Annotated in this window: 20 protein-coding genes; 7 read left to right on the top strand and 13 right to left on the bottom strand. The window is 41.6% G+C overall.

Features of this window, described 5'->3' with window-relative positions:
- Position 1 precedes the first annotated feature (1 nt).
- Positions 2-586: a hypothetical protein gene (locus tag HUN01_RS15820; protein WP_181932071.1), complete on the bottom strand. Its 585-nt coding sequence runs from the start codon at positions 584-586 to the stop codon at positions 2-4.
- 324 nt (positions 587-910) lie between these two features.
- Positions 911-2,407, bottom strand: coding sequence for a glycosyl hydrolase family 57 (locus HUN01_RS15815; RefSeq protein ID WP_181932070.1), 1,497 nt, complete (start codon positions 2,405-2,407; stop codon positions 911-913).
- Positions 2,408-3,069: 662 nt separating this feature from the next.
- Here HUN01_RS15815 and HUN01_RS15810 point away from each other — a divergent pair.
- A complete protein-coding gene (locus HUN01_RS15810) occupies positions 3,070-4,293 on the top strand; it encodes a ScyD/ScyE family protein (protein ID WP_181932069.1) in 1,224 nt (407 codons plus the stop codon).
- A gap of 69 nt (positions 4,294-4,362) precedes the next feature.
- Here the strand turns inward: HUN01_RS15810 and HUN01_RS15805 are convergent, their stop codons facing one another.
- Both HUN01_RS15805 and HUN01_RS15800 read right to left on the bottom strand, forming a co-directional pair.
- Entirely contained in the window at positions 4,363-5,184 is an 822-nt protein-coding gene (locus HUN01_RS15805) for an SDR family NAD(P)-dependent oxidoreductase (protein ID WP_181932068.1), read from the bottom strand.
- A gap of 940 nt (positions 5,185-6,124) precedes the next feature.
- Complete coding sequence (locus HUN01_RS15800) at positions 6,125-7,828, bottom strand: alpha/beta hydrolase (protein WP_181932067.1); 1,704 nt, start codon at positions 7,826-7,828, stop codon at positions 6,125-6,127.
- A 204-nt stretch (positions 7,829-8,032) separates the two neighbouring features.
- Here HUN01_RS15800 and HUN01_RS15795 point away from each other — a divergent pair, with 204 nt between their 5' ends.
- Positions 8,033-8,227: a hypothetical protein gene (locus HUN01_RS15795; RefSeq protein ID WP_181932066.1), complete on the top strand. Its 195-nt coding sequence runs from the start codon at positions 8,033-8,035 to the stop codon at positions 8,225-8,227.
- Positions 8,228-8,239: 12 nt separating this feature from the next.
- On the opposite strand, the gene HUN01_RS15790 is transcribed toward HUN01_RS15795, so the two are convergent.
- The 4 genes from HUN01_RS15790 to HUN01_RS15775 form a co-directional block, all read right to left on the bottom strand.
- Positions 8,240-9,163, bottom strand: coding sequence for an ion channel (locus HUN01_RS15790; protein ID WP_181932065.1), 924 nt, complete (start codon positions 9,161-9,163; stop codon positions 8,240-8,242).
- Between the two features lie 163 nt (positions 9,164-9,326).
- Complete coding sequence (locus HUN01_RS15785) at positions 9,327-10,226, bottom strand: YsnF/AvaK domain-containing protein (protein ID WP_181932064.1); 900 nt, start codon at positions 10,224-10,226, stop codon at positions 9,327-9,329.
- A 242-nt stretch (positions 10,227-10,468) separates the two neighbouring features.
- Positions 10,469-11,326 (bottom strand): DUF2382 domain-containing protein, encoded by an 858-nt coding sequence (locus HUN01_RS15780; RefSeq protein ID WP_181932063.1) that lies wholly within the window; start codon positions 11,324-11,326, stop codon positions 10,469-10,471.
- A 602-nt stretch (positions 11,327-11,928) separates the two neighbouring features.
- Entirely contained in the window at positions 11,929-12,771 is an 843-nt protein-coding gene (locus tag HUN01_RS15775) for a DUF2382 domain-containing protein (protein WP_181932062.1), read from the bottom strand.
- A 374-nt stretch (positions 12,772-13,145) separates the two neighbouring features.
- Between HUN01_RS15775 and HUN01_RS15770 the strand changes: the two genes are divergently transcribed.
- Complete coding sequence (locus HUN01_RS15770) at positions 13,146-13,880, top strand: DUF1995 family protein (RefSeq protein WP_181932061.1); 735 nt, start codon at positions 13,146-13,148, stop codon at positions 13,878-13,880.
- A 182-nt stretch (positions 13,881-14,062) separates the two neighbouring features.
- On the opposite strand, the gene HUN01_RS15765 is transcribed toward HUN01_RS15770, so the two are convergent.
- From HUN01_RS15765 to HUN01_RS15755, 3 genes are all read right to left on the bottom strand, one after another.
- Positions 14,063-14,398, bottom strand: a complete 336-nt coding sequence (locus HUN01_RS15765) for a XisI protein (RefSeq protein WP_181932060.1) — start codon at positions 14,396-14,398, stop codon at positions 14,063-14,065.
- Entirely contained in the window at positions 14,386-14,805 is a 420-nt protein-coding gene (locus HUN01_RS15760) for a XisH family protein (protein ID WP_181932059.1), read from the bottom strand. The genes HUN01_RS15765 and HUN01_RS15760 overlap by 13 nt, the downstream gene beginning before the upstream one ends.
- Positions 14,806-14,910: 105 nt before the next feature.
- Positions 14,911-17,934, bottom strand: a complete 3,024-nt coding sequence (locus tag HUN01_RS15755; protein WP_181932058.1) for a zinc-dependent metalloprotease — start codon at positions 17,932-17,934, stop codon at positions 14,911-14,913.
- 550 nt (positions 17,935-18,484) lie between these two features.
- Here HUN01_RS15755 and HUN01_RS15750 point away from each other — a divergent pair.
- The 4 genes from HUN01_RS15750 (at position 18,485) to HUN01_RS15735 (ending at position 24,905) form a co-directional block, all read left to right on the top strand.
- On the top strand, positions 18,485-20,254 hold the full coding sequence (locus tag HUN01_RS15750; protein WP_181932057.1) for a pentapeptide repeat-containing protein: 1,770 nt from the start codon (positions 18,485-18,487) through the stop codon (positions 20,252-20,254).
- Positions 20,255-20,367: 113 nt separating this feature from the next.
- Complete coding sequence (locus HUN01_RS15745; protein WP_181932056.1) at positions 20,368-21,438, top strand: LOG family protein; 1,071 nt, start codon at positions 20,368-20,370, stop codon at positions 21,436-21,438.
- A gap of 641 nt (positions 21,439-22,079) precedes the next feature.
- Positions 22,080-23,402: a D-alanyl-D-alanine carboxypeptidase gene (locus tag HUN01_RS15740; protein WP_181932055.1), complete on the top strand. Its 1,323-nt coding sequence runs from the start codon at positions 22,080-22,082 to the stop codon at positions 23,400-23,402.
- A gap of 288 nt (positions 23,403-23,690) precedes the next feature.
- Entirely contained in the window at positions 23,691-24,905 is a 1,215-nt protein-coding gene (locus HUN01_RS15735) for an HhoA/HhoB/HtrA family serine endopeptidase (RefSeq protein ID WP_181932054.1), read from the top strand.
- 188 nt (positions 24,906-25,093) lie between these two features.
- Here HUN01_RS15735 and HUN01_RS15730 read toward each other — a convergent pair whose 3' ends face one another.
- A complete protein-coding gene (locus HUN01_RS15730) occupies positions 25,094-25,315 on the bottom strand; it encodes a hypothetical protein (RefSeq protein WP_181932053.1) in 222 nt (73 codons plus the stop codon).
- A 29-nt stretch (positions 25,316-25,344) separates the two neighbouring features.
- Entirely contained in the window at positions 25,345-26,247 is a 903-nt protein-coding gene (locus HUN01_RS15725; RefSeq protein ID WP_181932052.1) for an MBL fold metallo-hydrolase, read from the bottom strand.
- Between the last annotated feature and the right edge of the window lie 5 nt (positions 26,248-26,252).

The raw sequence follows: 26,252 nt of genomic DNA, 5'->3' as shown, positions 1-26,252 counted from the left end.
CTTAGATAGTATTTAAGTTTTCCCACTCATCTAAAGAAACTTCAAACTCTTTCTTAACTTCTTCCATCACTAAATTTTCTGTCTCAAAATAGCCAATTTCTGTAATTTCTCCGGCTTGGGATACATCGAAACGGTAAAAGCCAGAATCTGTTGTATATTGAACAATTCTAATTTCTTTAGGTGGATCTAAGTCTTTGTATATCCCATCTATACATATACGTCGATATATAGCTCCGGTAGATTTGTGGTTTGGATTTAAGAAAACACGATACTTAAGTACAGGAAACCGTTGCTTAAATAATTCAAGTAGTTCAAAGAATACATCACATGCTTTTGCTTCGTCTCCAACTTCTCGGAGAATAATATTTTTCCATCCTGCTGTTGATCCATACCGTTTATAATATCGAGCTACCCAGTTGTTCAACTGACTAAAGGGAGGATTCTCTTCTTCAATTAATATCCCATTTTGCCCTATAGCAAAAAAATAGCCATCAATAAAGCTTCTTAATGCAGTTAAGGAACGCTGTCCTAAATACATTCCTGGTCTTGTTCTAATCATTGCTAAAATGTCATAAATATTTTTCATTTTATTGCCTATTTATAAACTACAGCAGATTACGAGTTGGTGAGGTAAAAAAATACCCCACCCTAACCCTCCCCTTGCAAAGGGGAGGGAACTAGATTTCTTTTTTCCCCCCTTTGCAAGGGGGGATTAAGGGGGGTAATTCACCGTAGCCCCTGAACAGGGGAAGGGTGTACTTCATTTACTGTAATATGCAATGTATTAGTGACACAACCCCCTTAAAAAGGGGGTTGTGTCACTAATTTTTAAGAAGGATCAAGTCTTAAGAATCGATAATTTTTAAGAAGGATCAAGTCTTAAGAATTGATATGCGTTCCAGCCTCCAATTCAATTCATCTGCAATAAACTTTCGCCACGTTGGTAAATTTCCCGCGCGTGATCAGTCCAAGCACCTTGTCCCCAATAACGAAAACAACTGGTTTGCAACAACAGGTTATGTAGAAGAACATTACGATAATGAGATTGTCTGGTTACAGGTTCTGCTGAGTCAATTTGTTGTAAGGGATCAAACTTTTGATGAAATAAACTGCTTAATTGGTACATGGGAGACAACACATTTTCATATCCTTTGACCCAACTGATATGATTCGTCCACGAAGCTCCATCCAGATGAAAATTAGAGTTTGTTTGCTTCAATTCTTGAATGGCATTCTCTACAGCTTGCGGTTGAATATTCTCTGGTGAAACTCGCTCCCAAATCTGATGTTGTCCCACTGGTTGACAAGTTGGATAATCTTCAGGTTTGCATCCAGCAGCTTCGATTAATTCTAAATATTCTGTACCACACACCCCAACAAAACCTGATTTTCCTCCCCCATTATTTACCATATCTCCCCAAGCTTGTTTAAAAGCGCTAGGAAATTCATTCATCATCACGCCGCCATTTTCACCATCACCAATTTGGCTAACTATTGGTGGTACAAATACACTGCCAATTTGTTGTTTTGATAATGTTTTAGCTTCATAATAAGGCTGCATCTGAGCAACTAATTTAGTATCCGAACCTTGGGTTTTAATTAAGGCTGTAATACTAATTGTTTCGCCTTGAGAATTACGGGCAATTAGACGATGTGGTAAATGTTTATGAGTCAGAGATTGACCAGTAAGAGTTTCTACAGAATGTTCTTGAACAAGTAGCCAGCGATATCCACATTCTTTCAGCGCTTTCACAAATTCAAAGAGAGCATCAGGGTGATTTGGTAGGTGCATTTCTGGGGGCGAAAATCCTTTGACTCGCGCTAGTGCTTCCCAGCCAAAAATTGCCGCAAAGTGATGTTGCCATGCAACGATATGTAATTTAATATCTGCTATGGGTGTGGAAGGAATAACTGCATGACCCCACATTGTACCCAACCACTCTACATAAGGTTGATAGGTGCGATCGCAAGTAATCCGTTTAAGGTTATCCAGAACATCACCGCGTCCCATTTGCCGCAGTCCCCACAGCAGATTACCAGAGTAATCCAACATCACACGGGGATTGCAACCTTGATTTACAAGTTCGGGGATCAAGTCACCCATGCGGCTGTAACAATGGGCAAAAGGATCTGCATTGTGGTTATCCCCTTCATGGGGATGTTCAAACATATATTGCAGATTGCTGATCAGTGTACCGCCATTTCCAGCAGGTATAGTTGGCTGGTGCATGTGCAAGGCGATCGCAAACACAGCATTTACGTCTTCTAAACAGATATTTGTTGTTGGTAAAAATACTGGTTGATCTTGGTTAACTACAGAGAGAACCTCTGTTTCCCAACCAGAAATATTCGGTAAGCCATCAATGATTTCGGGCAAAGGAGTCAGAGTTGTGGGGAAAGAAAGCATTTCTGTTTGCTCCGAAACAAGGTATGTCTAATTATGCGATCGCACAGCAATTTCTGATCTGCAACTTTATTTATTGATGCAAACTGCGATCGCCTTGTAGTCCTGCAAAATCTATGTAGTTCAACAGTTTTGAGATCGCACTTGTATAAAAAGCGTTAGAAATCTACAGTAATCCTATTTAATTTTGTTGCTAGTAGTGTACATCTGTACGCTCCTACAGCCGATTCATTATGTTGCAAAGATTTTTGGAAATGGTATGATACAACTCGAAATTAATAAATTTACATTTCATCTAGGTTTCTGGGTTTGAATCTGTTTCCCTCTTTTAAATAAGCTGTAAGAGGATGTCTGAGAAGTATCAAATAATTTCTTGATCCCCCCTAACCCTCCTTAAAAAAGCTATGGTGTACACTCAAGTCTTTTAGAGTTGCGCCACAGGCCTTTTGATCCCCCCAACCCCCCTTAAAAAGGGGGGCAAAAAGCTCTTAAAGTCCCCCTTTTTAAGGGGGATTTAGGGGGATCTCAAGGGTTAGATGTATACAAAAAAACTTTTTAGGCATTCTCTAAAATCCATAGAAACTATAAACATTAAATATTATTATTTGTCAAGATAAAATTTTCTATTCTATGCTTTACGCAAATTTAATTTTAGGAGGAGTCTAATGAAACTAAAACAATTTGGAATCACATTTTTGAGTCTTTGTATTGCTGCTTTTTCGGGGATCAAAGCAGCAGATGCGGCATCATTTTCGGTAATTGCCGATGGTCTTAATAATCCACGCGGTCTAAGTTTTGGTAATGATGGGAGTCTCTACGTCACCGAAGCAGGAACAGGCGGCAGTGGAGCTTGTGTTCCTTCACCGAGCGTTGCCAACCAATCTTTATGCTATGGCACAACTGGTGCAGTCACCAAAATTGGAAATGGTACGCAAGAACGTATACTTACAGGACTTCCTTCTTTAGCATTACCAGATGGTACTGATACTTCTGGACCTCAAGATATCAAATTTGATGCTACTGGCAAGCCTTATATTGCAATTGGGTATGGTTCAAATCCCACATTTCGGGCTGCATTAGGTAACACTGACTTAGGAAAAATCATCACTGCTAATTTCAATACAAATTCGTGGACTAGTATTGCTGATTTAGCTAATTATGAACTTGCAAATAATCCAGATCAAGGCGATCTAATTAGCAATCCCTTCTCTCTTCTTTTAGATGGAAATAAGATTGTTGCAGTTGATACTGGCGCTAATGAGTTACTCAGCGTAGGAACTGATGGCAGTAATTTAAAGGCGATCGCCACAATTCCCCGACAGATATTAAATAATCCAATTTTTCCCTCTGGCCCATCATCATCGCCATTTGAAATCCAAGCAGTACCGACAAATATCGCTAAAGGCCCAGATGGCGCTTATTATATTAGCGAATTAACTGGTTTTCCTTTTCCAGAAGGTGAAGCAAAAATCTATCGAATTGGTGCTGATGGTCAACCAACAGTTTATACCGATGGCTTTACCCAACTTACTGACTTAGATTTTGATGCTGAGGGTAATTTATATGCTTTGCAGTACGCTAATCAGTCACTCTGGAAAGGTAATCTAGATGGTGCTGTGATTAAAATAGCGACTGATGGAACTCGCACAACTATTCTTAGTGGCAATGGATTAGAGTCTCCTACTGCTTTGACTATTGGTGCTGATGGTGCTATCTACGTGGCAAACCGAGGCGATCGCCCAGGACTTGGACAAGTTATCAAAATTGAGAATTCCAAGTCTGTTCCTGAATCTAGTTCTACTTTCAGCTTATTAGCATTTCTTGGCACTGTGAGCCTTACTTTGTTGCACAAGAATAAAGCCAAAGAACTGAAGATTTCGGACTTTTAACTATGGGGTACTACTGGACACTCAGCACTCAGCACTACTGAAGCGATCGCCCTCGGCGTCTCCCCTTCTCTACGAGACGCTACGCGAAGGGATAAGTTTTTCCATAGATCGTTGTCTTGTTGGTGCTGGCGGAGTTGCTATTCGTAAAATTAGCTCTAGCAACCAAGGGGAAACGCGCTGACACAATACAGCTAAATGACTTTGCCATCCGACTAAAATTTCTGCTGAATCATTTTGCATTCCGTTGACGAGTGCTTTAGCCACTTGCTGGGGAGTCATGGGGATCACCCAGCGAAATAATTTTAAGTCGCGCACCATGTCTGTGTCTGTCAGCGAAGGTAGTAATGCAATGACGCGAATATTGTGTTCAGCTAATTCTTGGCGCAAGGCTTGGGTAAATCCTAAGATGGCAAACTTGGTTGCTGAGTATGTCGCCATCGTTGGTGCCGCCACTTTCCCCATCAGGCTCGATACATTGACAATTGTCCCTTGTCTTTGGCTGGCCATGCGTCTAGCAATCAAACTAGTTAGGTTGTACATTCCTAACAAGTTCACAGAGAGTTCTTCTTGAACTTGGGGCATTTTAGATTGTAAAAACGAGCTTTGATATGCGACTCCCGCACAATTAACCAGCAGGTGAATCTGTCCGTAATTGCGCCATAGTTGGGCAACAGCGATATTTACTTCAATTGTCTGCGTCAAATCTAATGCCACGATCGCAGTTTCTGTTCCCATCGCCTCGATTTCGTCGGCTACCTCAACTAATTTTTGGCGATCGCGTGCCACCAATATCAGCCGCTTGATGCCTTGTTGCGCTAGTTCGAGAGCGATCGCTCGTCCAATACCACGAGAAGCCCCTGTAATTAGGGCAACTTTACCTTGAATCTCCATTGGTTTTATCCTCCAAAATCTAAGTCCTACCAAACTCTTCGTTATTGCCGATATACACAATCAAGAGCTACTTGCTTGTCGGCACAAGGTAAGACAAATAATCAATCGCAATTGAAATCAAACTGAAACTAAGCCTTTGGCAACGAGATATTTCTTGGTTAATCTGCAATCCCTCATAATTGTCTATACGAGGCAGAAATTTCTCGTTTTTAACCCGTCAAACCCTAACACAATTGGCTGAATGCATGTAGCTCATAGATTTTATGTCTCCTAGATCCGAGCGCTCATCAGCATCGTTGTCATACACACGTTAGCAATTAAATCAAGGCATTGCAATATTCTTTAATAAGGATTTCTTAATAGTTCTTAACGACAAGCATATATATATAAAAGATTTTATTAAATAAGTTTTTATGAATCCCTCAGTATAAATATCTTAATTCCCTGACAAAGAGCCACTTTTTTGGGAAATTGCTATATCTAATTCATAGTTTAGAAACAAAAAAGACATATAGCGTTTTGCCTTATGGTTGCAATAGTTAGCTCTAAATAAACTCACAGAATTGCATCAGTAAATTTACTGTTTTCTTGAAAATAAAGGTTGATGATTTTTATTTGTTGAAAAGGTAGAAGTAGGCTCAATGATTGTCTTGAATTATGTACCAAACTTTAAGACAAATGGTAATTTCTTGAGGTTTAACTTTGAGTTAATCAAAGTAATGCTTGAGACTTGCCTTGTTTGTAGCAAATTTCAATCATCCATCACAATAAGATCCCCAAAATCTTAGAGAAGTTGGGGTTCTTAACTGTAAGTCAATATGATTCCTAATTGATAATTATGCCTAAAGCTACACTCCGTACATTTACGTAATTAGTAATTCTCTCCACAGTTCAATCGGCTTACTCTTTCCTTCTGCCTTCTGCCTCCTGCCTCCTAAAACTAACGACGGGTAGAAGTAGGTTGAGGATTTGATGGTTTGCTTGACTGGGGAGTTGAGCCATTCCAAATTTGATTGAATTGATCTACTGGCAATGACTGTAAAAGACTGAGATTAAGTGGCTCTTTACTAATGAATGTGCCGTAGGAAGGCTGTAAATAAGAACGGTATTCAGGACGGTTAAGGATATGGGTTTCTACAAAAGCTAGGCTAAGGGCGTTGAGATAGGAATAAACAGCATCACGATCGGGGCCCAGCAAGGCAGGTGGTACAGGTAAGATATCGTTTTCAGCAGTAGGTTCAGCGATCGCAGAAAAATGGGTAGCGTTTTCGATCAAAGCCAGGTACTTATTGGAGTCCGAAAGCCAGGTAAAAGGACGAATTTGCTCAAATACGGGTGGGGCGAAAATATCTTGACTACCTGCTACCAGCATTACCGGAATTTTAATTTGACTGACTCCCCACTGACCCAAAATTGAACTATCAATAGGATTAATCGCAATGATGGCCTTGATGCGATCATCTTTTAGTTCGTAATTTCCGGGAGGTAACTCTGTTGCTTGACACTGCAAAATCAGCGACAAATTAAACGATGAATTATTGGGATTACAATCTTGGCGTAGTTGCTCAAAGTTAATCTTTGCCCCTGCTAGAGCCAAAACTGTATAACCGCCAAAGGAATGACCGATCGCCCCAATTTGCTGAAAATTGAGTTTTCCTTGGAGTGTAGGATCAGATTTGTCTAGACGTTCGAGTTCATTGAGTAGATATTTGATATCCAAAGGTCGGTTGATAAATTCTGCTGCTTCTGGCGGCCCCGCCAAACCTGCAAAATATTGTTGAATGCGTTCGGCATTACTACCAGGGTGTTCCAGAACAGCAACGGCAAAACCATAAGATGCTAGATGTTCAGCCAGGTAGACGAAGGGAGAACGATCTGAGGCGACACCATGAGAAATGACAATCAGGGGAAAGGGAGGTGATGGAGAGTTTTGAGTTTTGAGTTGTAAGTTTTGAGTTGTAGGTAAATAGATATCCACCGGGAGACGGCGATTGCGAGAAAAGTCATTTAGCTCCAAGGTTTTTTTCTGCGAGCGGAATTGTCCAGGCGATCGCAAATCTAATTTTTGGGAGAAGTCAACAGTTGAATTGGCTGCTTGTGCGATCGCCTCTTTTTGAAGAGAGGCAACAACTTCATCCTTTCTTTTGAGCAATTGCGCCAAGTCATCGACTATCCTTAACCCCTCTGTGAAATTCACCCGCATAGTATTGCTAGGAAATTTACGCAGCAAATTCACAACCGTTAAACCCTCTTGATCAGCAGCAGACAAAATCAAAGAGGCACGTATAGCATAAAAGCCATTATTTCGAGACTCAGTGAGGAGTAACTCTCCTAGACGTTGCATCAGCTGCTCGCCTATAGGTGAGTAGGTAACTTGAGATACTAGTGTAGGAGTTACATTAAACCTTTGCTGGAGTAGATCCCGCAGTTGAGCCAATTGTTCAGGAGTAGCACGACTAGCATAAAAGGAAAGTTCGTCATCGATTTTGCCAACTTTCGCAAAAGTTTCTAGCGAGTCCACAGATAAAGAAAATTCGCCAAAGGGAGGGTAAAAAAAGCTAATGCGTTCAGCTCCCAATCCGGGAGCAGCAGTCAAGAAGGTAGATAGTAAACCTAAACCCACATATCTCAAAAATTTTTTCATTATAAAAACCCACTGTCTAACCCTGCCAAACAAGTTTGGGCAGAGAGGAAAGCGGGGCGGGATCTATAACCGCTTTCCTGTTTACACTGGCTAAAAGCACAAGAAAGCAAGTACTTACATCCATAGTTTCGCATATACGTAATTTTTCAGCCAAACAGCATCAGTAGCGCGATAATTATTAATATAGAGATCAAAATACGTTATATGTCCTTCACCTCCTGCGCCTCTTGTGTTGTCGTCCTCAACCAACAACAGGAGCAAAACATCTCCCATCAGAACCAGTGCCAGGATGTGCCAGTTAACCACAGTAAGAGCATAGTTAAAAGTTGCACTGTAGTTGAAAATGGTCGCGTGGTCGTTAAACCCTTACAATCACAACTCAATCAAACTTCCGAATAACTTTCAGAAATTTCAACTTTTTTCATCTAAAGGTAAAACATCGTGGAAGCGGTTGTAATCAATGTAGCGATGTCCATCGGGTGTGTGGTGGAAGATATCGACAAATTGATTGTTCCACAAAATCTCATTAGCACCATAACTATGACGGGCATGAACAACCTGTGCAACCGTTTCATCAATACCACTCAAAGAGATGATCACCATAGTATTTGTCTGGGTTAACGATTCTGGTGTCATCCCATATAGAGGACTAAACTCATCAATGACATGCATCACTGACCAGCTTAATGTGAAGCTAGGTGTTTGGCTCCTCAGTAGTTTCAGATCGTAGAATCGACGCATGAATTGCCCTTCTAGGGTTACTTCGTCGCGCATCAAATAGACTCGCATTTGCGCCTCCAGAATCATATTGCGACGCCGATTAGCGGTGCGAAATATGAGAGTTGGCATTGCATCATGAGATGTAATTACTGCTACACGACTAAAAAGCACACGGGCTGTAGGTCGGGAGAATCGAGCAAACGCGAGTCCTGTCATCACAGCAATTCCCACCAAACCGATCATTGCTTCAATGGTGACAATAATGTTGGCGTAAGTTGTTTTAGGATACATTGCCCCATAGCCGATGGATGCTAGGGTTTGCACGCTAAAGAAAAAGACATCTAAAAAAGAGCCAGGTCTGGCGTTGGCAATACAATCTCCTCCTATCAAGTAAGCTAGGGCAAATAGAGCATTAATAGTTACATAAAAAGTACAAACCAGGATCAGAAAGCCAGTCCAGGGAATCGTTAGCAGCAGATGATAGGGATCGCGCCAGTAGGAATGCCATACACCCATACCCATAATCTCAAATTTTCCATCTCGAACTTGAATCCGAATCGGTGGGATCAGATGCTGTCGTTTCTTCGGTGAAAGTCTCTTCTGTCGAAATTTCATTGCAAGTAGCCAAAAGAACGGCAACTGCTTAGTATTGTAAATTAAGTTGCTTTAGAGACATTCCACCTACCAAAAAAGGAACGGAAATTCCAACTTTCTTTCCTCAAATCAGCAAAAAAATAGGGTGAACAATGTCCACCCTAGTAATTTATCTGCTAGAAACTTATTTTTCTGGCTTTAGTGATTGACCCTTAGAACAGCGGTCAAACCACTCCTGGTATTTTTTCTGGTGTGACTCATCTTCAACAGCAATGGTCACTCGCACTCGCTTGCAGCCGTGATTTTGCTCTAGTGCGATCGCATTCAATAATAAACTAGCAATTTTAGGTGAGCTAAATTCGCTGCTTACCGTTAAACCGCTGTCAAAACCTGTAAATTCAAGTCTTTCTACGTCGGTCAAGTCAACGCCAGCAATTTCTTCATCTCCTAAATCAATTTCTGCGAGTTGTTTGTGTTCCGGGCTAACTTGTTCCACAATCAGTTTTTCACGCCGGACAGGAACTTGTATCATCCGGGTTTCAATTACTTTGCGAACAATCACCTCACCAACTTTACGCTTACTGCTTTCAACAACTAGTCGTTCTTCTAGTAGACGAATAATCTGTTCTTCAGTAGCCTGCTCTAAATTTACGGGATCAACTAGGCTATTTGTCGTTTGATTATTCGCTAGTTGCTCAGTTGAGTTGCTATCGCCTGGTTTTTCTGTTTCTAAATATTCAGGCATATACTCTATTTCTGATTGGTTTAAGTCTATGAAAACAGATTTATTTGGCTTGTCAATTTGTTTTATTCTCTGGCTCTGCAAGCGAAACAAAGAAGGATATTTTTCGGCTAACTGCTGACCATATTCTACAGTTTGCTGATTCAACTGCCTAGATATAACTAAGTTTAGCCGACGATTAGCATCCACAATTAAATCATGAACTACTCCTACTAGCTGACCTTGCTTATCGAAGACAGAAAAATTGTTCACCTTCTTTCTTAACTCTTCCAGTGAGGTGCTAGTAGTGCCAGGATTATTGTTTGTCTGCCTAATGTTTTTTGCCATCAGTTGGCTATTCATATACAAAATTTATGAACTACTTTCTATTTAGCTAAATTAAATTAGTCACCTTGATACCATTTAGAAAAGGTTTGCGATAGATGTATTTATTCAAGCTATATCAAGAGTAAAATTCGCAATCCAAAATCTAAATTGGGATCAATTATTGCAAGCACAGGTAAGGCTAATTCATTCAACAGCCTTACCTGCACTGTGTCGAATTAATTATTAGTCATTAGCTAGTAACTAATGACTATATTTAGTTAGCGTTCTTGAATCGGAAGATTACCAGAATTCACATCTAACTCTTCACGACGCACAGTTTCTTGAGTTTCAACTGTGTCTTGATCTACCACTTTTCTCACTCTAACTTCTTCACGCAAAAATGCTTCTTTGCGAACATCAGGAGTTTCTTCGTGGATTTCTATGCGAGCAACTTCGCCTTCACGGAAATCTGCTTCGCGCCCAGAGACAGATGTACCCGCATCTGTTGGAGTTACACGTTCAATCACAACTCGTTCTCTTTCTATGGGCACTGCAACCCGTGCAGTATCAGTCTCAACATGCTTGCCAATCGTTACTTCTCCAGTTTTTTGGCGTCGTTTACTGGCAATCAGCCGTTCTTCATACAATCTCAGAGTCTGATGATCTTGCTCATTTAACCCGTATAAAGAAGGCTCACGTTCGTAATTGTAGTTATCACGGGCGTAAGTGGGTGTTGTATCTAATGGTGCTGAAGCTTCTACAGGAGGGATGTTGTCTGTGGGTTGGCGATATACACCACGCACCCGTTCTTCATAGTCGTAATCAAGGGTTTGGCGTTCATTAAACTCAGGTAAATCTTCTGCTTGCTCTCTAGTCAAGCCAATTGTGTACACGCGGTCAACGTTATAGTCGATACGGGCACGACCAAGTGGTAGCAATACTTTTTTACCAAAAATCCAGAAACCTAAGTCAACAACTAGATAGCGAAAATGACCTTCGTCATCCACCAAAACGTCGCTAACAGTGCCAATTTTTTCATCAGTTCCTTGTGTATATACTCCAAGCCCATTAATATCGTGACCTTCAAAGGTTTCCCGGTAGTTAGGCTCAAAATCTTCTAATTTGTAAAGAACCATTATATTTAACCTCAAAAATTTTCTCTTCATCTCTTAATAACTAAACTAGACATTTTTTGATTTGTATACCTCCTTCTGGCGAATGAATTGTTTCCAAGATTAAATAATCAAAAGTTATAGGGATTTTTTATAAAGATAGCTAAATAAAGACATAAAATTACGAGTACTTCACTTGTTTTTAATATATCTAGTACAGCACAGCGGAAATAAACCACCCATTCCCAATCAACAAAACCCTTACGCTGTCTTCATTTTTAATTTTTAATTCCGCCTTGCGGTACTAGCCTTAGTGCATAGATTTCCAAAGATATTAAAATACTTACAACAAAGTTTCACATCTTGACGCTGTTTCTCAAAATGTAATTTTTCAAAGGTTAAAGTTCCCAAACTATCTAATAAGTTGGGAACCTTTTGGTTTAAAAACACAGGCATATATAAAAGTTAATACCAATTTGAAAAAAGAATTTTATAGATGGAGGATTCACAGAATATACACACAGCAATTCCCAATTCAAAATCTAAAATCTAAAATCCCAAATGGTATAACTTTACCTGCATGATTATTTTAGATAAATTACCAAAAAAACTTATTAATTGGCTAATTAAATAGCTTCATGTGTAGTCATCCCATTTTCTTGCACATTTAAATTCCCCGCAGTATCAACATCTAACTCTTCTCGACGAATGGTGTCTTGTGCTTCCACAGTGTCCCGTTCTACTACTTTCTTGACCCGAACTTCTTCACGCACAAATGCTTCTTTATGTATCTCAGGCGTTTCTTCATACACTTCTATGCGTGCTACTTCCCCTTCTTGAAACTTAATTTCATTGGGATCTAGAACCTTTCCTGCTTCTGTTGGCATAACTCGCTCAATCAGAACTCGTTCTTTTTGAATAGGTATCGTAACGCGTGCAGTTTCTGTTTCAATATGCTTACCAACGGTTACTTCTCCAGTTTTTATGCGGTGTTTGTTGGCAATTAATCGTTCTTCATAGAGTCTAAAAGTTTGATCAGATTGCTCATTTAAACGGTATAAATCTGGATCTTTCTGATAATTGTATGTATCGCGATCGTAAGTCACACCGCTGGTTGAAGAACGAAATACGCCACGGACATTTTCTTCATAATCCTTATCAAGGATCGCATCTTCTTTGTGATCGGGTAAATTTTCTACTTGCTGTCTGCTTAACCCGTCAACATACACGCGTCTTTCTGGATAATTGATCCGGGAAAGACCAATTGGCAGCAATATTTTCTTGCTAGCAAAATCTAAGCTTATATCAATAATTAAATACCGAAAATGACCATCGTCATCAACTAAAACATCAGCCACGGAGCCTACTCTTTCTCCTCCCTCAGTATAAACATCCAGCGCTTTAATGTCGTCTCCACCAAAAGTTTCTCGATAGTTTTGGTCAAAGTGTTCAAGTTTATGAAGAGGCATATACTGTTACCTAATTTGTTTATAACGTTTATTTGATAGTATAAAAAATATTGTGCTAGGTCTCCTCCTGCTGGCGACTGAGTTCAGTTGAGATATTTGATGATTTATAATTCATACTTGATGAGAAAATACTCAAGTTGAACACTATTGAGAATCAATAGAGATATAACTAAAGTTATAAAAAGAAGACATTATACTGGTATAAAATATTTTCAATCATCGAACGATCGCCCCGTAGTCGATTACCAAATTTCTACCCGATCGCATAAAACACCCCTGCTTTTTCAAGCAGTTGAGCGATCTCCTCTGCGTCAGTCCTAATTAAGAGCCAATACTGAAACAATGGGAGTAGACACTAGAGCACCATGTAGATTATGAGTGAACTTCCAAATAGTCTTGAAGATGCGATCGCCCAATCTCGTATAGCCGTTCAAGCTGCCCTTACAGATGGCTGTACTCGCATACAAGTTGAGTTCCTGTTCCCTGAACTCAAGTTTATGCCGGTGGCGGAACAATTTCTACCTGCGTTTACAGAATATGATTCCCGTTTGAAGATTTTCTTTGCTGACGCTGGGGCTGCGGCCCTCGCCCGCCGCGATTGGGCTGATGCACCATTTCAAATTTTGGATATCGGTACGGGAAGGGCTGCTTCCTTGCAGACAAAAATTCAGCCAGAGGATGAAATTTTCTTATTCATCGCCCCCACATCTGTAGAAGTACCGCAGTTGGAAAAGTTATGTGAAGTAATAGGCGATCGCCCTTTAGTCTTGTTAAATCCTCGCTTAGAAGATTCTGGAACCGTGGGCATTGGTTATACAGCGAGAAAAATCCGCGATCGCTTTATCAGTACCATTGAATCTGCCTATTACGTGCGCCCCATAGACGATGAAAGTGCCTTATATCGCTGCTACCCAGGACAGTGGGAAGTTTGGCTGGAAACCGCCGGCGAATATCAAAGAATTGCCGAATTACCCACAAAACCATCTGGTGATGATTTGGATCTCATTGTTTTAAAAGGACAACCGCAAACAACAACAGACGCGACACCCACAAGAAAGCCCAATGTGTTTAAGAGTTTGCAACGGTTCTTAAAGGCGTTGAGTAGTTAGGCGAAAGCAGAGGTAGCAGGAGGAAAATTCTCATCTGCTGCCTCATCTTGAGTTTTTTATACATAAACTTGATGCAGAAAACCCTATATATTGGGCGACATTGCCAAGCAGTGGGAAAAGAACCTAATGCGCCTCTTACATCAGAGGGTAATCTCCAAGCGATCGCTCTGACTGATTTGTGATTAACTCACAGCATAATCTGTATACTGCCGGATGTAAGGTGGGTGAAATCCAACTACAATATCGTGTTTTGGTACTCCCATCGCCGCTAGTTGCTCACCTACATCCTCTTCTGTACCATTCCACTGAATCCAAATTTTGCCGTTTCTGATATCAAAATGCATCACAGGCCCAAAAACCCTGCGTCTATTTTGCCAACCAATATATATCAGTTGATAATGGTCTTGTTCTCCATCAAAAATTGTTTGAGCTTCAATTTCATTATTAGAGGAGGCACGTTGAGCATATTCTGTAAGTAATTGACGAATACAGTTTCGATATTTATCTAAATCTGCCATCGGATAATTTCCTCCGTTTCCACATCATAAACTATCAGATTGATTTGACTGCGCTGGATAATACTTTTAATAAATGGTTTATTTAAAAAATCGTTATAAGTGTTTAAGGGCACTGCCAAATATAAAACTCGCTCGGAATCTATTTCTTCTAAGGCATATCGATAATTAATAAACTGTCCCACCGCAGTATGAAACTCAGAAATAGTTGAAGTGCCGATAAAACTTTTCACTTCAACCGCTATTACTTGTCCCTCTCTTTCTGCCGCAATAATTCTCTCTGCACCTAAATCAATGTACATATCGGTAATATTTTCTATGCGAATCAGCAAAGGATCATGAGTAATTCGCCACCCGTCTTTTTGTAATGCCGATTTCACAACATTGTGAAATTTATCTCTAGCTGACATAAACTATTTTTCAGCCTGTATGAGCATTCTAAATATAATTTGCCAAAATTAGGGAAAAGAAGAGAAGTAAGGAATTTTACTATTAACTCCTCACTTCTATCTTGTTTAATTTCCTTGCAACGGGGCGTTTAAGACTTTCTCGATGCGATCGCGCGTCTCTAATAAGTGCGCTTTGGTGTATTCATCCTCGGAATTAACCCCCTTAAGTTTCTCATCTAGTTGTTTGAGTTTATACCAAGCTAGAGTCCGGGCATCTTCAGGAACATTTTCTTTTCGCAATACCATACCAGTCAAAATGTCCAGATATTGACGCTGCAAGCCTCGCCGTAAACTGGCAATCTTCATTGGTTTACCTTTTGGTTTCATGACTTCCGTCCAAATACCTGATTGCAAAGTTTCAAATAGTTCAGGTAGAGTCAGTGCATTTTCGGGCTTTGTTTTGAGTTCAATATCCTTGAGGCGAGAGAGGCGATCGCCTGAGAATAAATCCCGCAACACAGAACCCTGCATCAGTAGCACCAAGTCATGAATTGGATAATCTAAACGACCAACTTGAGGAGAACTACCCCAATGTCGCCAACGAGAAGGAGCTAATTTATTCAGTAGTTCGGGTGAAAAGCTCAGGGCATCTTCTGCAAATACGTATTTTTGTAGCGTTTCTAAGGCCTGCCGTTGTTGTTCAACTGGTACTGGTTCAAATGGTAATCGGTGTTGGCCGACTTCAGAGACTTTCTCGGAGGCTATCTCGTTGGGGCGGATGCGATAGAAAGATTGTCCCCCAATGTATTTTGTGGTGTAATATATTTGCTGGAAATAGTTACCCAATACTGTACTAAAACGTTCGCTCACATCGCTGTAACTATCACCAGCCAATGGGTAACGTTTATCGAGACGTTCCCACATCACCCGCGAATTATTCAATTGCCACTGAGAATAAAGCAGCACATTACCACTGTTATCCCAAGCATTGGCAGTTGGATCAAGGTCATAGACATCTTCATCTGTGGAATAACTCAACTCTGGCTTGTAAGATTCTGCTGCAATTTCCTCCAAAATTGGCTTTTCTGCTAGAGGAGTTGATGTTTGAATTGCTATGTAACCATACTTAATCGCCCATTCATCATAAACGCCCACCATACTGGGAAAATAATCTCCCTGTTTTGTCCCTTGAGGGGCAATATTTGGGGGAATATAGTCCATCACAGAAGTTGTCAAACCTTTAGTTTTGGTAATTTCCGTATTATTCATTTCCTCCGGTGCTAGCAGTGTACTACCACGGAAGTTATGACGTAAACCAAGAGTATGTCCAACTTCGTGAGCAATGATTAAACGTAAGTATTGATTGATATATTCTTTCACCTGATCTGGAGTGGCCATAGTATCTGGCAGCAGTGACATCGCCAATGAACCAACAGCAAACTGGTTAGCAGCTTCCATCCCATAGCATAAATCGTACTCGCCTGCCATTTTTGATAAACGACTCAACAACCCCTGTTCCCCTTGCATTTGCTGGGGCATACCATTGTTTTTCGCATCTAAACCATTAGCGCAAAGTAGACGATTTTGCATCAAAGCTGATAGAGTAGTGCGATTTTGTGTTTGGCTAGATTGTTGGCTAGGTTGGACGATTTTGCGATACTCACTCTTTAGTAGCCTGACAAAGCTGGCATCTACGAGAATATCTGCATCCAAAATTTCTCCAGTCAAGGGGTTAACGCGGGATGGCCCCATTGCAAAGTAGCCATCGACTGTGTTAATCCAGCGAATCGTGTTGTAACGAATATCTGCTGGGTCCCATGTGGCATCATCTGGCATTTGGCGGACTTCAATTGCATCCTTGAATCCAGCTTTGAGAAAGGCTTTGTTCCACATCAGGACACCTTCTTTCATCGCATCACGGTACTCTAAAGGCACAGCGTTATCAATCCAGAAAACAATCGGTTTTTTGGGTGGAGAAATTTTTGCTTTTGGGTCTTGTTTTTCCAAATGCCAGCGATTGATGTAGCGGACAAAAGAATCGCCGCGATCGTCTTTGGATAAGTCTTGATAGGCGGTGATGAAATAGCCGATGCGATCGTCAGCAATTCGCGGTCGATAATCTTTATCAGGTAGTTGCGAGAGACTATAGTGGACACGCAGGGTAAAGCCACGGTTGTCAGCTAGCGACGCAAAGCTTGCTATTTCACTTTCACGGCCAGTACCACCAGAGAAATTCAAAACTGATTCGATTTCTAAATTTTGGGGAAAAGCTTTAGCAGTACCAAAATAAGACTGGTCTGTGCTCCCTGGGACTCCTAAACTTACAGATAATCCAGCTAAATCTGTCAGTAGCAAATCGCCCAAGTCGATAAGAAAAGTTTTGCGTTGTGGATGAATACTTTTAATGGAAATGCTGTAGAGAACAGAGTCACTAAAAGACCGGGCTAGCGATCGCGCCTGGGGATCTCCCTCACGAGTGCGAAAATTCACATTGCGAATGACAAAGTTTAGTTTATCATCCACCCGTTGGAAATAAAACAAAAAATCTTGTAGAGGCATACCGCTGTAAATACCCCGTTCGCCAATACCTGATTCCAGCGTTGCCGTAGCTAGGTAATTTTTATTGAGTTGCTCTGGCTTAATTTCTAGATAAATTTTATTCTTTTCTTTATTGCGATATAGAGTGAATAATCCCCCTGACTTTTGGGTATCTTTGATTACTTCGTCAAATACCTCTAAATCATCCTTTGCTACTGGTTTACTAGGATTAGGCTTGGCATTCGGTTTTGCAACTTGTAAAAATGGTTGCTGCCCTGCTTTTTTAGGATCTTTTACTACCCAAATGAACGGTTGAGGCTGTGCATGTTTATTTTGATTAACTACCCAAACTTGTCCCGAAGGTAGCTTCTTTTCCTGAGAAAGATTAATATTTTTTAGCGATAATGCTGAAATATTAGTTGGAGAAGTTTCTGTCGTTAACTGACTATTAGATTTCTCTCCAATTCTGCCTGTAACTACCCCTTCTACAACCTTATGTTTTACTGACAACTCGGTATCAACTTTGTTAAAAGATGGTGACTTGGCACTAGCCGTTGCTATCCCTAAAAATAAACCATGTAACAAAATCACATAAAAGCTTAATTTGTTCATCGCATCCATTCCCCGATAACTATTACGCACGCAATTAATTTTTAACTTTTGTAAAGCTATATAGCCTACTCTCTGCCGATTCTCTTAGCTGCTTCATATTAAGCAATAAACTTTTGACTTCAATTTTAGTTGCCATCTTTCAGTTTTTCTATGCTGTTTTAGTGTAGGATTTCTCCTAACAATTACCTCTCCAAGAAACAGTAAGCATAATTTTTACATCAAACTAGTAACATTCTTGGGGAAAAAGTATAACAAAATAGCAAAAGCATGGAAATTACTTGATTTTGGAAAGAATCTTAAGCTAACACTTTATTTACCTCACAAGAAGAAGCTGAAGGCTACTACAGGTGAGCGAAAAGCCGCCCTCCAGGAAAGCTGTTGGCAAATGCACAAGAAGTAGCTCGTCATAGACATAGCCAACTGATGATTTTTTTAATATAGTATTTGTTTATACTCTTGATTGTTGGCAATGAATAGCAAACTAGCATAGAAAAATTTTTAATTCAGGATTATCAAAAACAGTAATTTAAATGTAACAACGGACACAGAAATGTCAACATATTTATCTCAAGTCTGGCAGCTGCTGAGAAATTATGTGAGAGGTACAAGGTTGGAAGAGATGCCAAAGACCACATCGCCAGAAACCGAAGCAGTTTTACCTCTAGAAAAAAGTATTAAAGAAGCAGATAAAAGCGTTAAATTTGCTCAAGATGATTTGCAGGAATATTTATACTCTCCGAGACTGCAAAAAAGCTTAGAAAAATGGTCAATACCAAAGAGTGGTTTGACTTCTAAGATAGATGATCAGACATTGGGCACTCTACCCTCTGGGTTATCCTTTAGAGTGTGCGATCGCCAAATGCATGAAGAAATTTATGATTTACTTGGCAATGGGGCGATGAAACCAGAAATAGTCAGCCAAGTAATGGAATTGGTTGTGACTGGTAAAAAAATTCGCCCAGAACTACTTTTCTGGCGGCTAGAAGATTTTTATCATCGCTGGTGTCAGGGAGAATTTATCGATGGGACACCAGATGATAACTTACCTCAGAAAAAAAGATTAAAACTGGCAGCACAAAATATTGCGATTGGATTGAGACAGGTAGACATATATACAGGTCTAAACGTACTGATTTTACTGTTAGAGTTACACCGCTACGCTCAAGAGCAAGATGAACTCAAACAAAAAATCACCTTCTATCCATCTGCCCAACCAGACACAGACAATTTTTTTACATCTCAACTGCTGCGGATTATCAACTATAGCGATGCCCTGGAAATTGGTAACTTTAGCAGTATAGTCGGGCAATTCCTCAAAGGCGGTAACTTTCAGAGTGCTTACTTAGGCGATGCCAACCTCACCGGGGCAGACTTTAGTGGCGCTGACCTAAGCTTTGCTTATCTCGGCGATGCCAACTTAACTGGCGTAAATTTCAGCGGTGCCAATCTTAGCGGTGCCAACCTTGGTGATGCCAACCTCAGCGGTGCCAACCTTAGCGGTGCTAACCTCAGTGGGGCCGACCTCAGTAGCACCAACCTCAGTGGTGCTAACCTCAGCTGTGCTAACCTCAGCCGTGCCGACCTCAACCGCGCTGACCTCAGCAGTACGAATCTCAGCCGCGCCGACCTCAACCATGCCGACCTCAACCGCGCTGACCTGAGTAGCACCAACCTTAGCCATGCTGATCTAAGTAACGCCATCCTTTTCGGTGCAAATTTGAGTGAAGCCAACCTTAGCAGCGTTAGTCTTAGCTATGCCGATCTTTGCCGCGCCGACCTCAGTGGTGCTGATTTGAGTCACGCCATTCTCAACGGTACTAACCTCAGTGACACAATTCTTTTCAGTACCAACCTTAGTGATGCTATCCTTGTTGCCGCAGACCTCAGCTACGCCAAACTTAACGGTGCCAAACTTAACAATGCCAGACTTAACGGTGCAATGTTCTTAGGTGCCGACCTTAGTGGCGTAGACCTGAGTCGGGTAATTCTCAACGAAGCCGACCTCAGTGGCGTGATTCTGAACGACGCCGACCTCAGTGGTGCCGATCTCACCGACGCCATCCTGTTCGGCACAGACCTCAGCTATGCCAAGCTTAACAGTGCTAACCTCAGTGGCAGTAACCTCAGTGGTGCTATTCTCAATGGTGCGGATCTTAGCCATAGCAACCTCAGTTACGCCATTCTGGGTGGTGCAGACCTCAGCGACGCCAATCTCCAAGAAATGACCTGGGGTAAAAAGCAGCAGTGGGAAGGTGTGCGGGGATTAGAGACAGCAGTTAATGTGCCAGAAGCGTTGAAAGAAGAACTGGGATTGAATTGAAATGTCTAAGTTATTAGCACGATGCGATCGCCTTTTCTCTAGAGGGGTATATCCTGCTTGCTAGAGTGTAAGTCATTCACGTAAAATATAGTGCCATTGTTGCGGCAGTTCTCATGACCTCATCTGCGTCGTTTGACACATTAGAGTCTTTACAGGCGGATATCGCTGAATTGATCGCTCGTTTACCGACATTAAAAAATCGGCAATTTATTCAGCAAGCACTTGCTACTATTGTTCGTCTAGCTGATAGCGAAATTGAGCGTCTCGATTGGAAAATCTTGTCGGCTGCGTTAGCAGATATGGAGCGCGGTTTCGAGCTTTTTTATGATTACCGACACGTTCGCAAAGTTACAATCTTCGGTTCTGCTCGTCTCGCGGCAGATACACCAGAGTACCAAATGGCCCTTGAGTTTGCTCACGCTGTTTCTCAATTAGGATTCATGGTGATGACCGGCGGCGGCGGTGGAATCATGCAGGCGGGACACGAAGGTGCTGGGCGAGAAAATTCCTTTGGATTAAACATTCAGTTACCCTTTGAACAGGAAGCAAACCCTTTTATAGAAGGTGATCCCAAGTTAATTCACTTCAAATATTTCTTCACCCGCAAGCTGTTTCTTCTGAAAGAAAGTGATGCTGTAGCCTTATTTCCGGGAGGCTTTGGCACTCAAGATGAAGCTTTTGAATGCATGACATTAAGCCAGACTGGTAAATTTGGCCCAGTACCTCTAGTTTTAATTGATCGCCCTGGTGGTGATTACTGGCGCTCTTGGAGCGAATACATTGATAAGCAATTAGTGCAAAATGGTCTTGTCAGTCCTGAAGACCCCAGCCTTTACACGGTGACAGATAACCTGGATGTAGCTTGCGACGCTATCACCCGTTTTTACCAGGTTTATCATTCTAGCCGCTATGTAGGGGATCAATTAGTCATCCGTCTGAAAACAGATATATCAGACGCTCTTGTTGAGCAACTCAATGCTGATTTCAGCGACATTATTGTTAAAGGACGAATTGAAAAAAGTCAGGCATTACCTCAAGAAGCACAAGATGAAACTGTTGGGCTACCCCGCCTCATTTTGTACTTCAATCAACGCGACTTGGGGCGCTTGTATCAGATGATTGCCACAATTAATCAGATGGGTACTCCTTCAGCAGAGGATGCAGCACATCCAGAAAGAAAATAGATATTAACTAATTCGTAATTCGTAATTTGTAATGACTTCGCGGACTATTTCGTACTGCGCTAAGGTAATTTTAGGGTTTGAGTCCCGTATTAAAATCTAAAATTGCTGCTTTATAATTAGTCGGAGCATGAATCCTTAACTAATTCAATTACGAATTACCAAAGAAGAATTCAGGAGCCAGAATCCATTCTGGATTCTGTGCGACTGGATGGAGAATCGAGGTTTAAAGCCCCCGATTTTAAGACGCTCAAGGATTCGCTACCGCTACGCTATCGTGGAGAAGAAAAATTCTTTCCGATTGTTACCCCTGACTTCAGGCATGGGGTATTCTTGAATTCTGAATTCTGTCTTCTGACTCCTTCTCATGAATTATTTTGATGAGATGCGATCGCTTCATACCTTGATATACATTTTTACCATAATTAATTCATCTCATTGTCTCAGCTAGAGATTTTTTATTCTCATTAGGCTATCTTCATAAGCAATGGGCATTTTGGCATTGTCAAAGGAGCCACAAAAACAATATTATTCACCCTACTTACAGATGATAAAAACACCAGCTATTATGACTCAATACTGATTAGCGTAAAAAAACTTGTATATTAGCACAGGAAACTTAAATCCTAATAGAGGAATAAAAAATGCTGGAATTATTGGGTTCAGGTTTGGTGTCGCTTTGGCTGGAAATGGCCGGGGTACAAATCAAACCTCTAGATGCCTTAGATGCTTTGACTTGGCAAAGTAGTCCTGGCTTAGTTCTTGCCCCTGATCCCAATCCAACTGGGGCAACTACGGTGCAGGAATATCTGAAAAAGCTCATAACATCAAAACTAGTCGCCCAAAATCTAGCTGAGAGTCAGGGAATTTGGATGCAGTCGGGGCCGATGCTGATGGCAAATCACCAAGGTACAACACCTCTGCCCGCTGCGTCTTTAACTAAAATTGCCACTTCATTAGTTGCGTTGAAAGCTTGGGGACCAGATCACCAATTTGATACTTTAGTAAGTGTCACTGGGCCAGTGGTCAAAGGGGTTGTACAGGGCGATTTGGTGATTACTGGTGGTGGCGATCCTTTGTTTGTTTGGGAAGAAGCGATCGCTCTTGGTAATACTCTCAATAAAATGGGCATCAAGCAGGTAAAGGGAAATTTGATCATTACTGGCAATTTTGCCATGAATTTCCAACGTCAGCCGATGCTAGCCGGTCTAATACTCAAGCAAACACTAAATCGTGCGACTTGGGGACGCCCTGCTGTTTATATACACTCAATCATGCCCAAGGGAACACCCAAGCCTGAAGTCGTGATTGCTGGTGCGGTGAAAGTTGCGATGCAACCCAATGCTCAACAAATTTTGTTACTACGTCATCGCTCATTACCCTTGAAGCAACTAATCAAGGAAATGAACGTTTACAGTAACAACGATATGGCAGAGATGCTGGCAGAGTCAGTGGGAGGAGCAAGTGTAGTACAATCAACCGCTGCTAGCCTTGCTAGGGTGCCACAAGTGGAAATTCAGTTAATCAATGGTTCCGGCCTAGGCCAGGAAAATCGTATTTCCCCCAGGGCTGCTTGTGCGATGTTAATGGCTATTCAAAGGGAAGCAACCACCCATCAACTGAATTTGGCTGACTTGTTCCCCATGTCTGGATTTGATCGCCGGGGAACACTGCACGCCAGACACATTCCCCCAGCAACCGTGATCAAAACTGGTACTCTCCGCGATGTGAGCGCTTTGGCGGGAGTGATGCCCACACGCGATCGCGGTTTGGTTTGGTTTGCTATTATCAATCGTGGTACAAATCTCTGGGGTTTGCGGACTGGACAAGACCAATTACTGCAAAGTGTTGTCCAACAATTACAAATCCCTCCAACTGTTCCCGCTACTCTCACTCCTCACTCAGCCATCAACTCTTTACCCCAGCTAGGTGCAGCCAGTCGGAATGAAATCTTGAACAAAAGTTAGTTCATCCATAATCCACCGTTCAAACAGAGAGTGAGACAGTCTGATTCGCAATCCAAAAGTTTTATTGATGGGTGAAAACCGAACTTGTAAAGGGTGAATGTCCATAATAGCTTTTGGGTTAGATTTTCCATTAAGTTGATTACAGATAGTTCGTAAAATGCCCTAACCCAGTAGTGGAAAGAGCAGGAGAAACTTGAACTCAAAAGCCAACGTCAATTTTGTAAAAATAACTGTAAATAGATTTGTCACGACTAAGCAACAATTAGGCTTATAAATTAGGTTGTGATTATGCGATTTCCCAAATTATCTCGGTCTCTACGTCAACTCAGTAGTCATGTTTTAGCGATCGCGCTAGGAGTTTTGCTCACGGTTAGCACATTGCAGGTGTTACCATCCCAAGCCGAACCAGCACCTATAGTCACTGCTGGAGATACTTCAGAAATCATTGCCCAACGCCAATCACCAGCCACGGCTGCCATAAATAGCACCAGCTTTGTCACAGCAGCAGTGAATCGAGTGGGTACAGCAGTTGTCCGAATTGATACCGAGCGGACAATTACTCGTCGCGTTGATCCATTTCTAGAAGACCCCTTTTTCCGTCGGTTCTTTGGTGACGGTTTTTCTCAACAGATGCCTTCTGAGCAATTACGCGGTTTAGGCTCAGGTTTCATTATTGACAAGAGCGGCTTAGTTTTGACCAATGCTCATGTGGTCGATAAGGCTGATAAAGTAACAGTCCGGCTCAAAGATGGTCGCACCTTTGAAGGGAAAGTTCAAGGTATTGATGAAGTCACAGATTTGGCAGTAGTCAAGATTAACGCTGGTAACGATTTACCAGTCGCACCCTTGGGTTCTTCCACTAATGTACAGGTAGGAGACTGGGCGATCGCAGTTGGTAATCCTTTAGGATTTGATAACACCGTTACCTTGGGAATTGTCAGTACCCTCAAACGTTCCAGCGCCCAAGTCGGCATTAGTGATAAACGCTTGGACTTCATTCAGACAGACGCCGCCATTAACCCTGGTAACTCTGGCGGGCCACTATTAAATGGTCAAGGTGAAGTGATTGGCATTAACACAGCTATTCGTCCTGATGCGATGGGTATTGGGTTTGCGATTCCTATTGATAAAGCCAAAGCGATCGCAGCGCAACTCCAACGTGATGGTAAAGTTGCTCACCCCTACCTAGGTGTGCAAATGCTAACTTTGACACCCGAACTTGCCAAGCAAAATAATACCGATCCCAACTCTCCTATTCAGATACCAGAAATTAATGGTGTTTTTGTCATGCGAGTTGTTCCCAATTCTCCAGCTGCATCTGCGGGTATCCGGCGCGGGGATGTAATTCTTCAAGTTGATGGTAAAGCAATTATCAGTGCTGAACAATTGCAGAATGTTGTGGAAGATAGTCGCCTTGGTCAAGTATTACAGGTGAAAGTGCAACGGGGTAATCAGACACAGCAGCTTTCAGTCCGCACAGCTGAGTTGCAAAACGCGTCGTAGGGGCAATATAGCCTATTTTAATTGTGTGCAATAGCAAAACGGGCGGTTAGAAACCGCGTCTACACAAACAAAAGCTACCAATCCTGGGTTTCAAAACCTTGATTTGACCTTAGTCCGCGCAGGCGGACTTTGCCTGTATAGCTGCGTTCGCGTCAGCGTGCCGGAGGCTCTATTCAATTCGCCAAAGCTTAAGTTGACACCAATGACTGGTGTAATTCTGCAATAACATCTTGGGCTGACTGATGCCGAAATTTACCTGCATGGAAATCAGCTAGGGTTTGTTGGGCATCTATAGCTATTTCTGCACGACGGTTTTCGTGGTGACGATTTTGTAAAATCTTGATCAGCATTTCTTGCTGTTCGGAGGAAAGTTGCAAAGCGTCTTCTAGCACTTGATCGAGAGTACTCATAACGATTTCAAAATGTTAAGAAGTCTAAATTACTTACCAACACTTAATACTAGACCTTCATGGGCTAGTATTGCCTGAGGAAAAGCAGATTTAATATCGACCTGAACCTGGTCAAGAAAATCATCATGATCATCTGGGTGATGATGAGAAATTGCTAACCGTTGGACGCCAGCATTAAAAGCTGTATTCACCGCAGCTTGCCAGAGTAAATCAGCAGAGTCATGGTTGTGAGACGTAGGGGGAGTGTAAGTGGCATTGGCAATCAGCAAATCAACGCCTTTAATAAACTCTAAAATCCGCTCTTGCTCCACTTGATCAGCATTCTGGTGCAAATCCGTGATGTAAGCAACACTATACTCTTGCCAAGTAACTCGGTAGCCAACTGACCGCTGAGTTTGGTTAATTAATGCAGTTGTAATGGTGACATCATCTAACTTCACCTCACTGTCTGGAGTGAGATTATAAAACTGCAATTCCGACTGCATTACCTGCAAAGGGTAAGGAAAGTGTGGCTGGAGCATCTGATCGTACAGACATTGTTTAATTGAGGCTCCATTTGAGGCAGCTGTGCCATAAATGTGAAAACAATTTTCCACAATAAATGCTGGAGCAAAAAAGGGAAACCCTTGAATACGATTTGATTGGCAGTTGGTAAAAAATAAATGGGCTTCTAGTGGCTGTTGTAGTTCTTGCCAAGTTTTACCTAGTATACGTAAGCCAGTACCGCCATCAAAAATCAAGCGTTTCCCAGCGACCTGCATTTCTAGACAAGCGGTATTACCGCCATAACGATTGGTGTTGCTACTTGGAGTGGGAATCAAACCTCTTACACCCCAGAATTGCACGAGAAATTCACCTGATGGACTGCTTGGCAGGGTAGCTGACTTTTCAGGTATGTAGCTTTGGGAACCCGACAACTCAAAATTTGACATTTTTC

This window comes from Nostoc edaphicum CCNP1411, from assembly GCF_014023275.1.
Lineage (GTDB): Bacteria > Cyanobacteriota > Cyanobacteriia > Cyanobacteriales > Nostocaceae > Nostoc > Nostoc edaphicum_A.
Note: the sequence above shows the minus strand (reverse complement) of the source record. Positions and strands in the feature narration are given on the sequence as shown.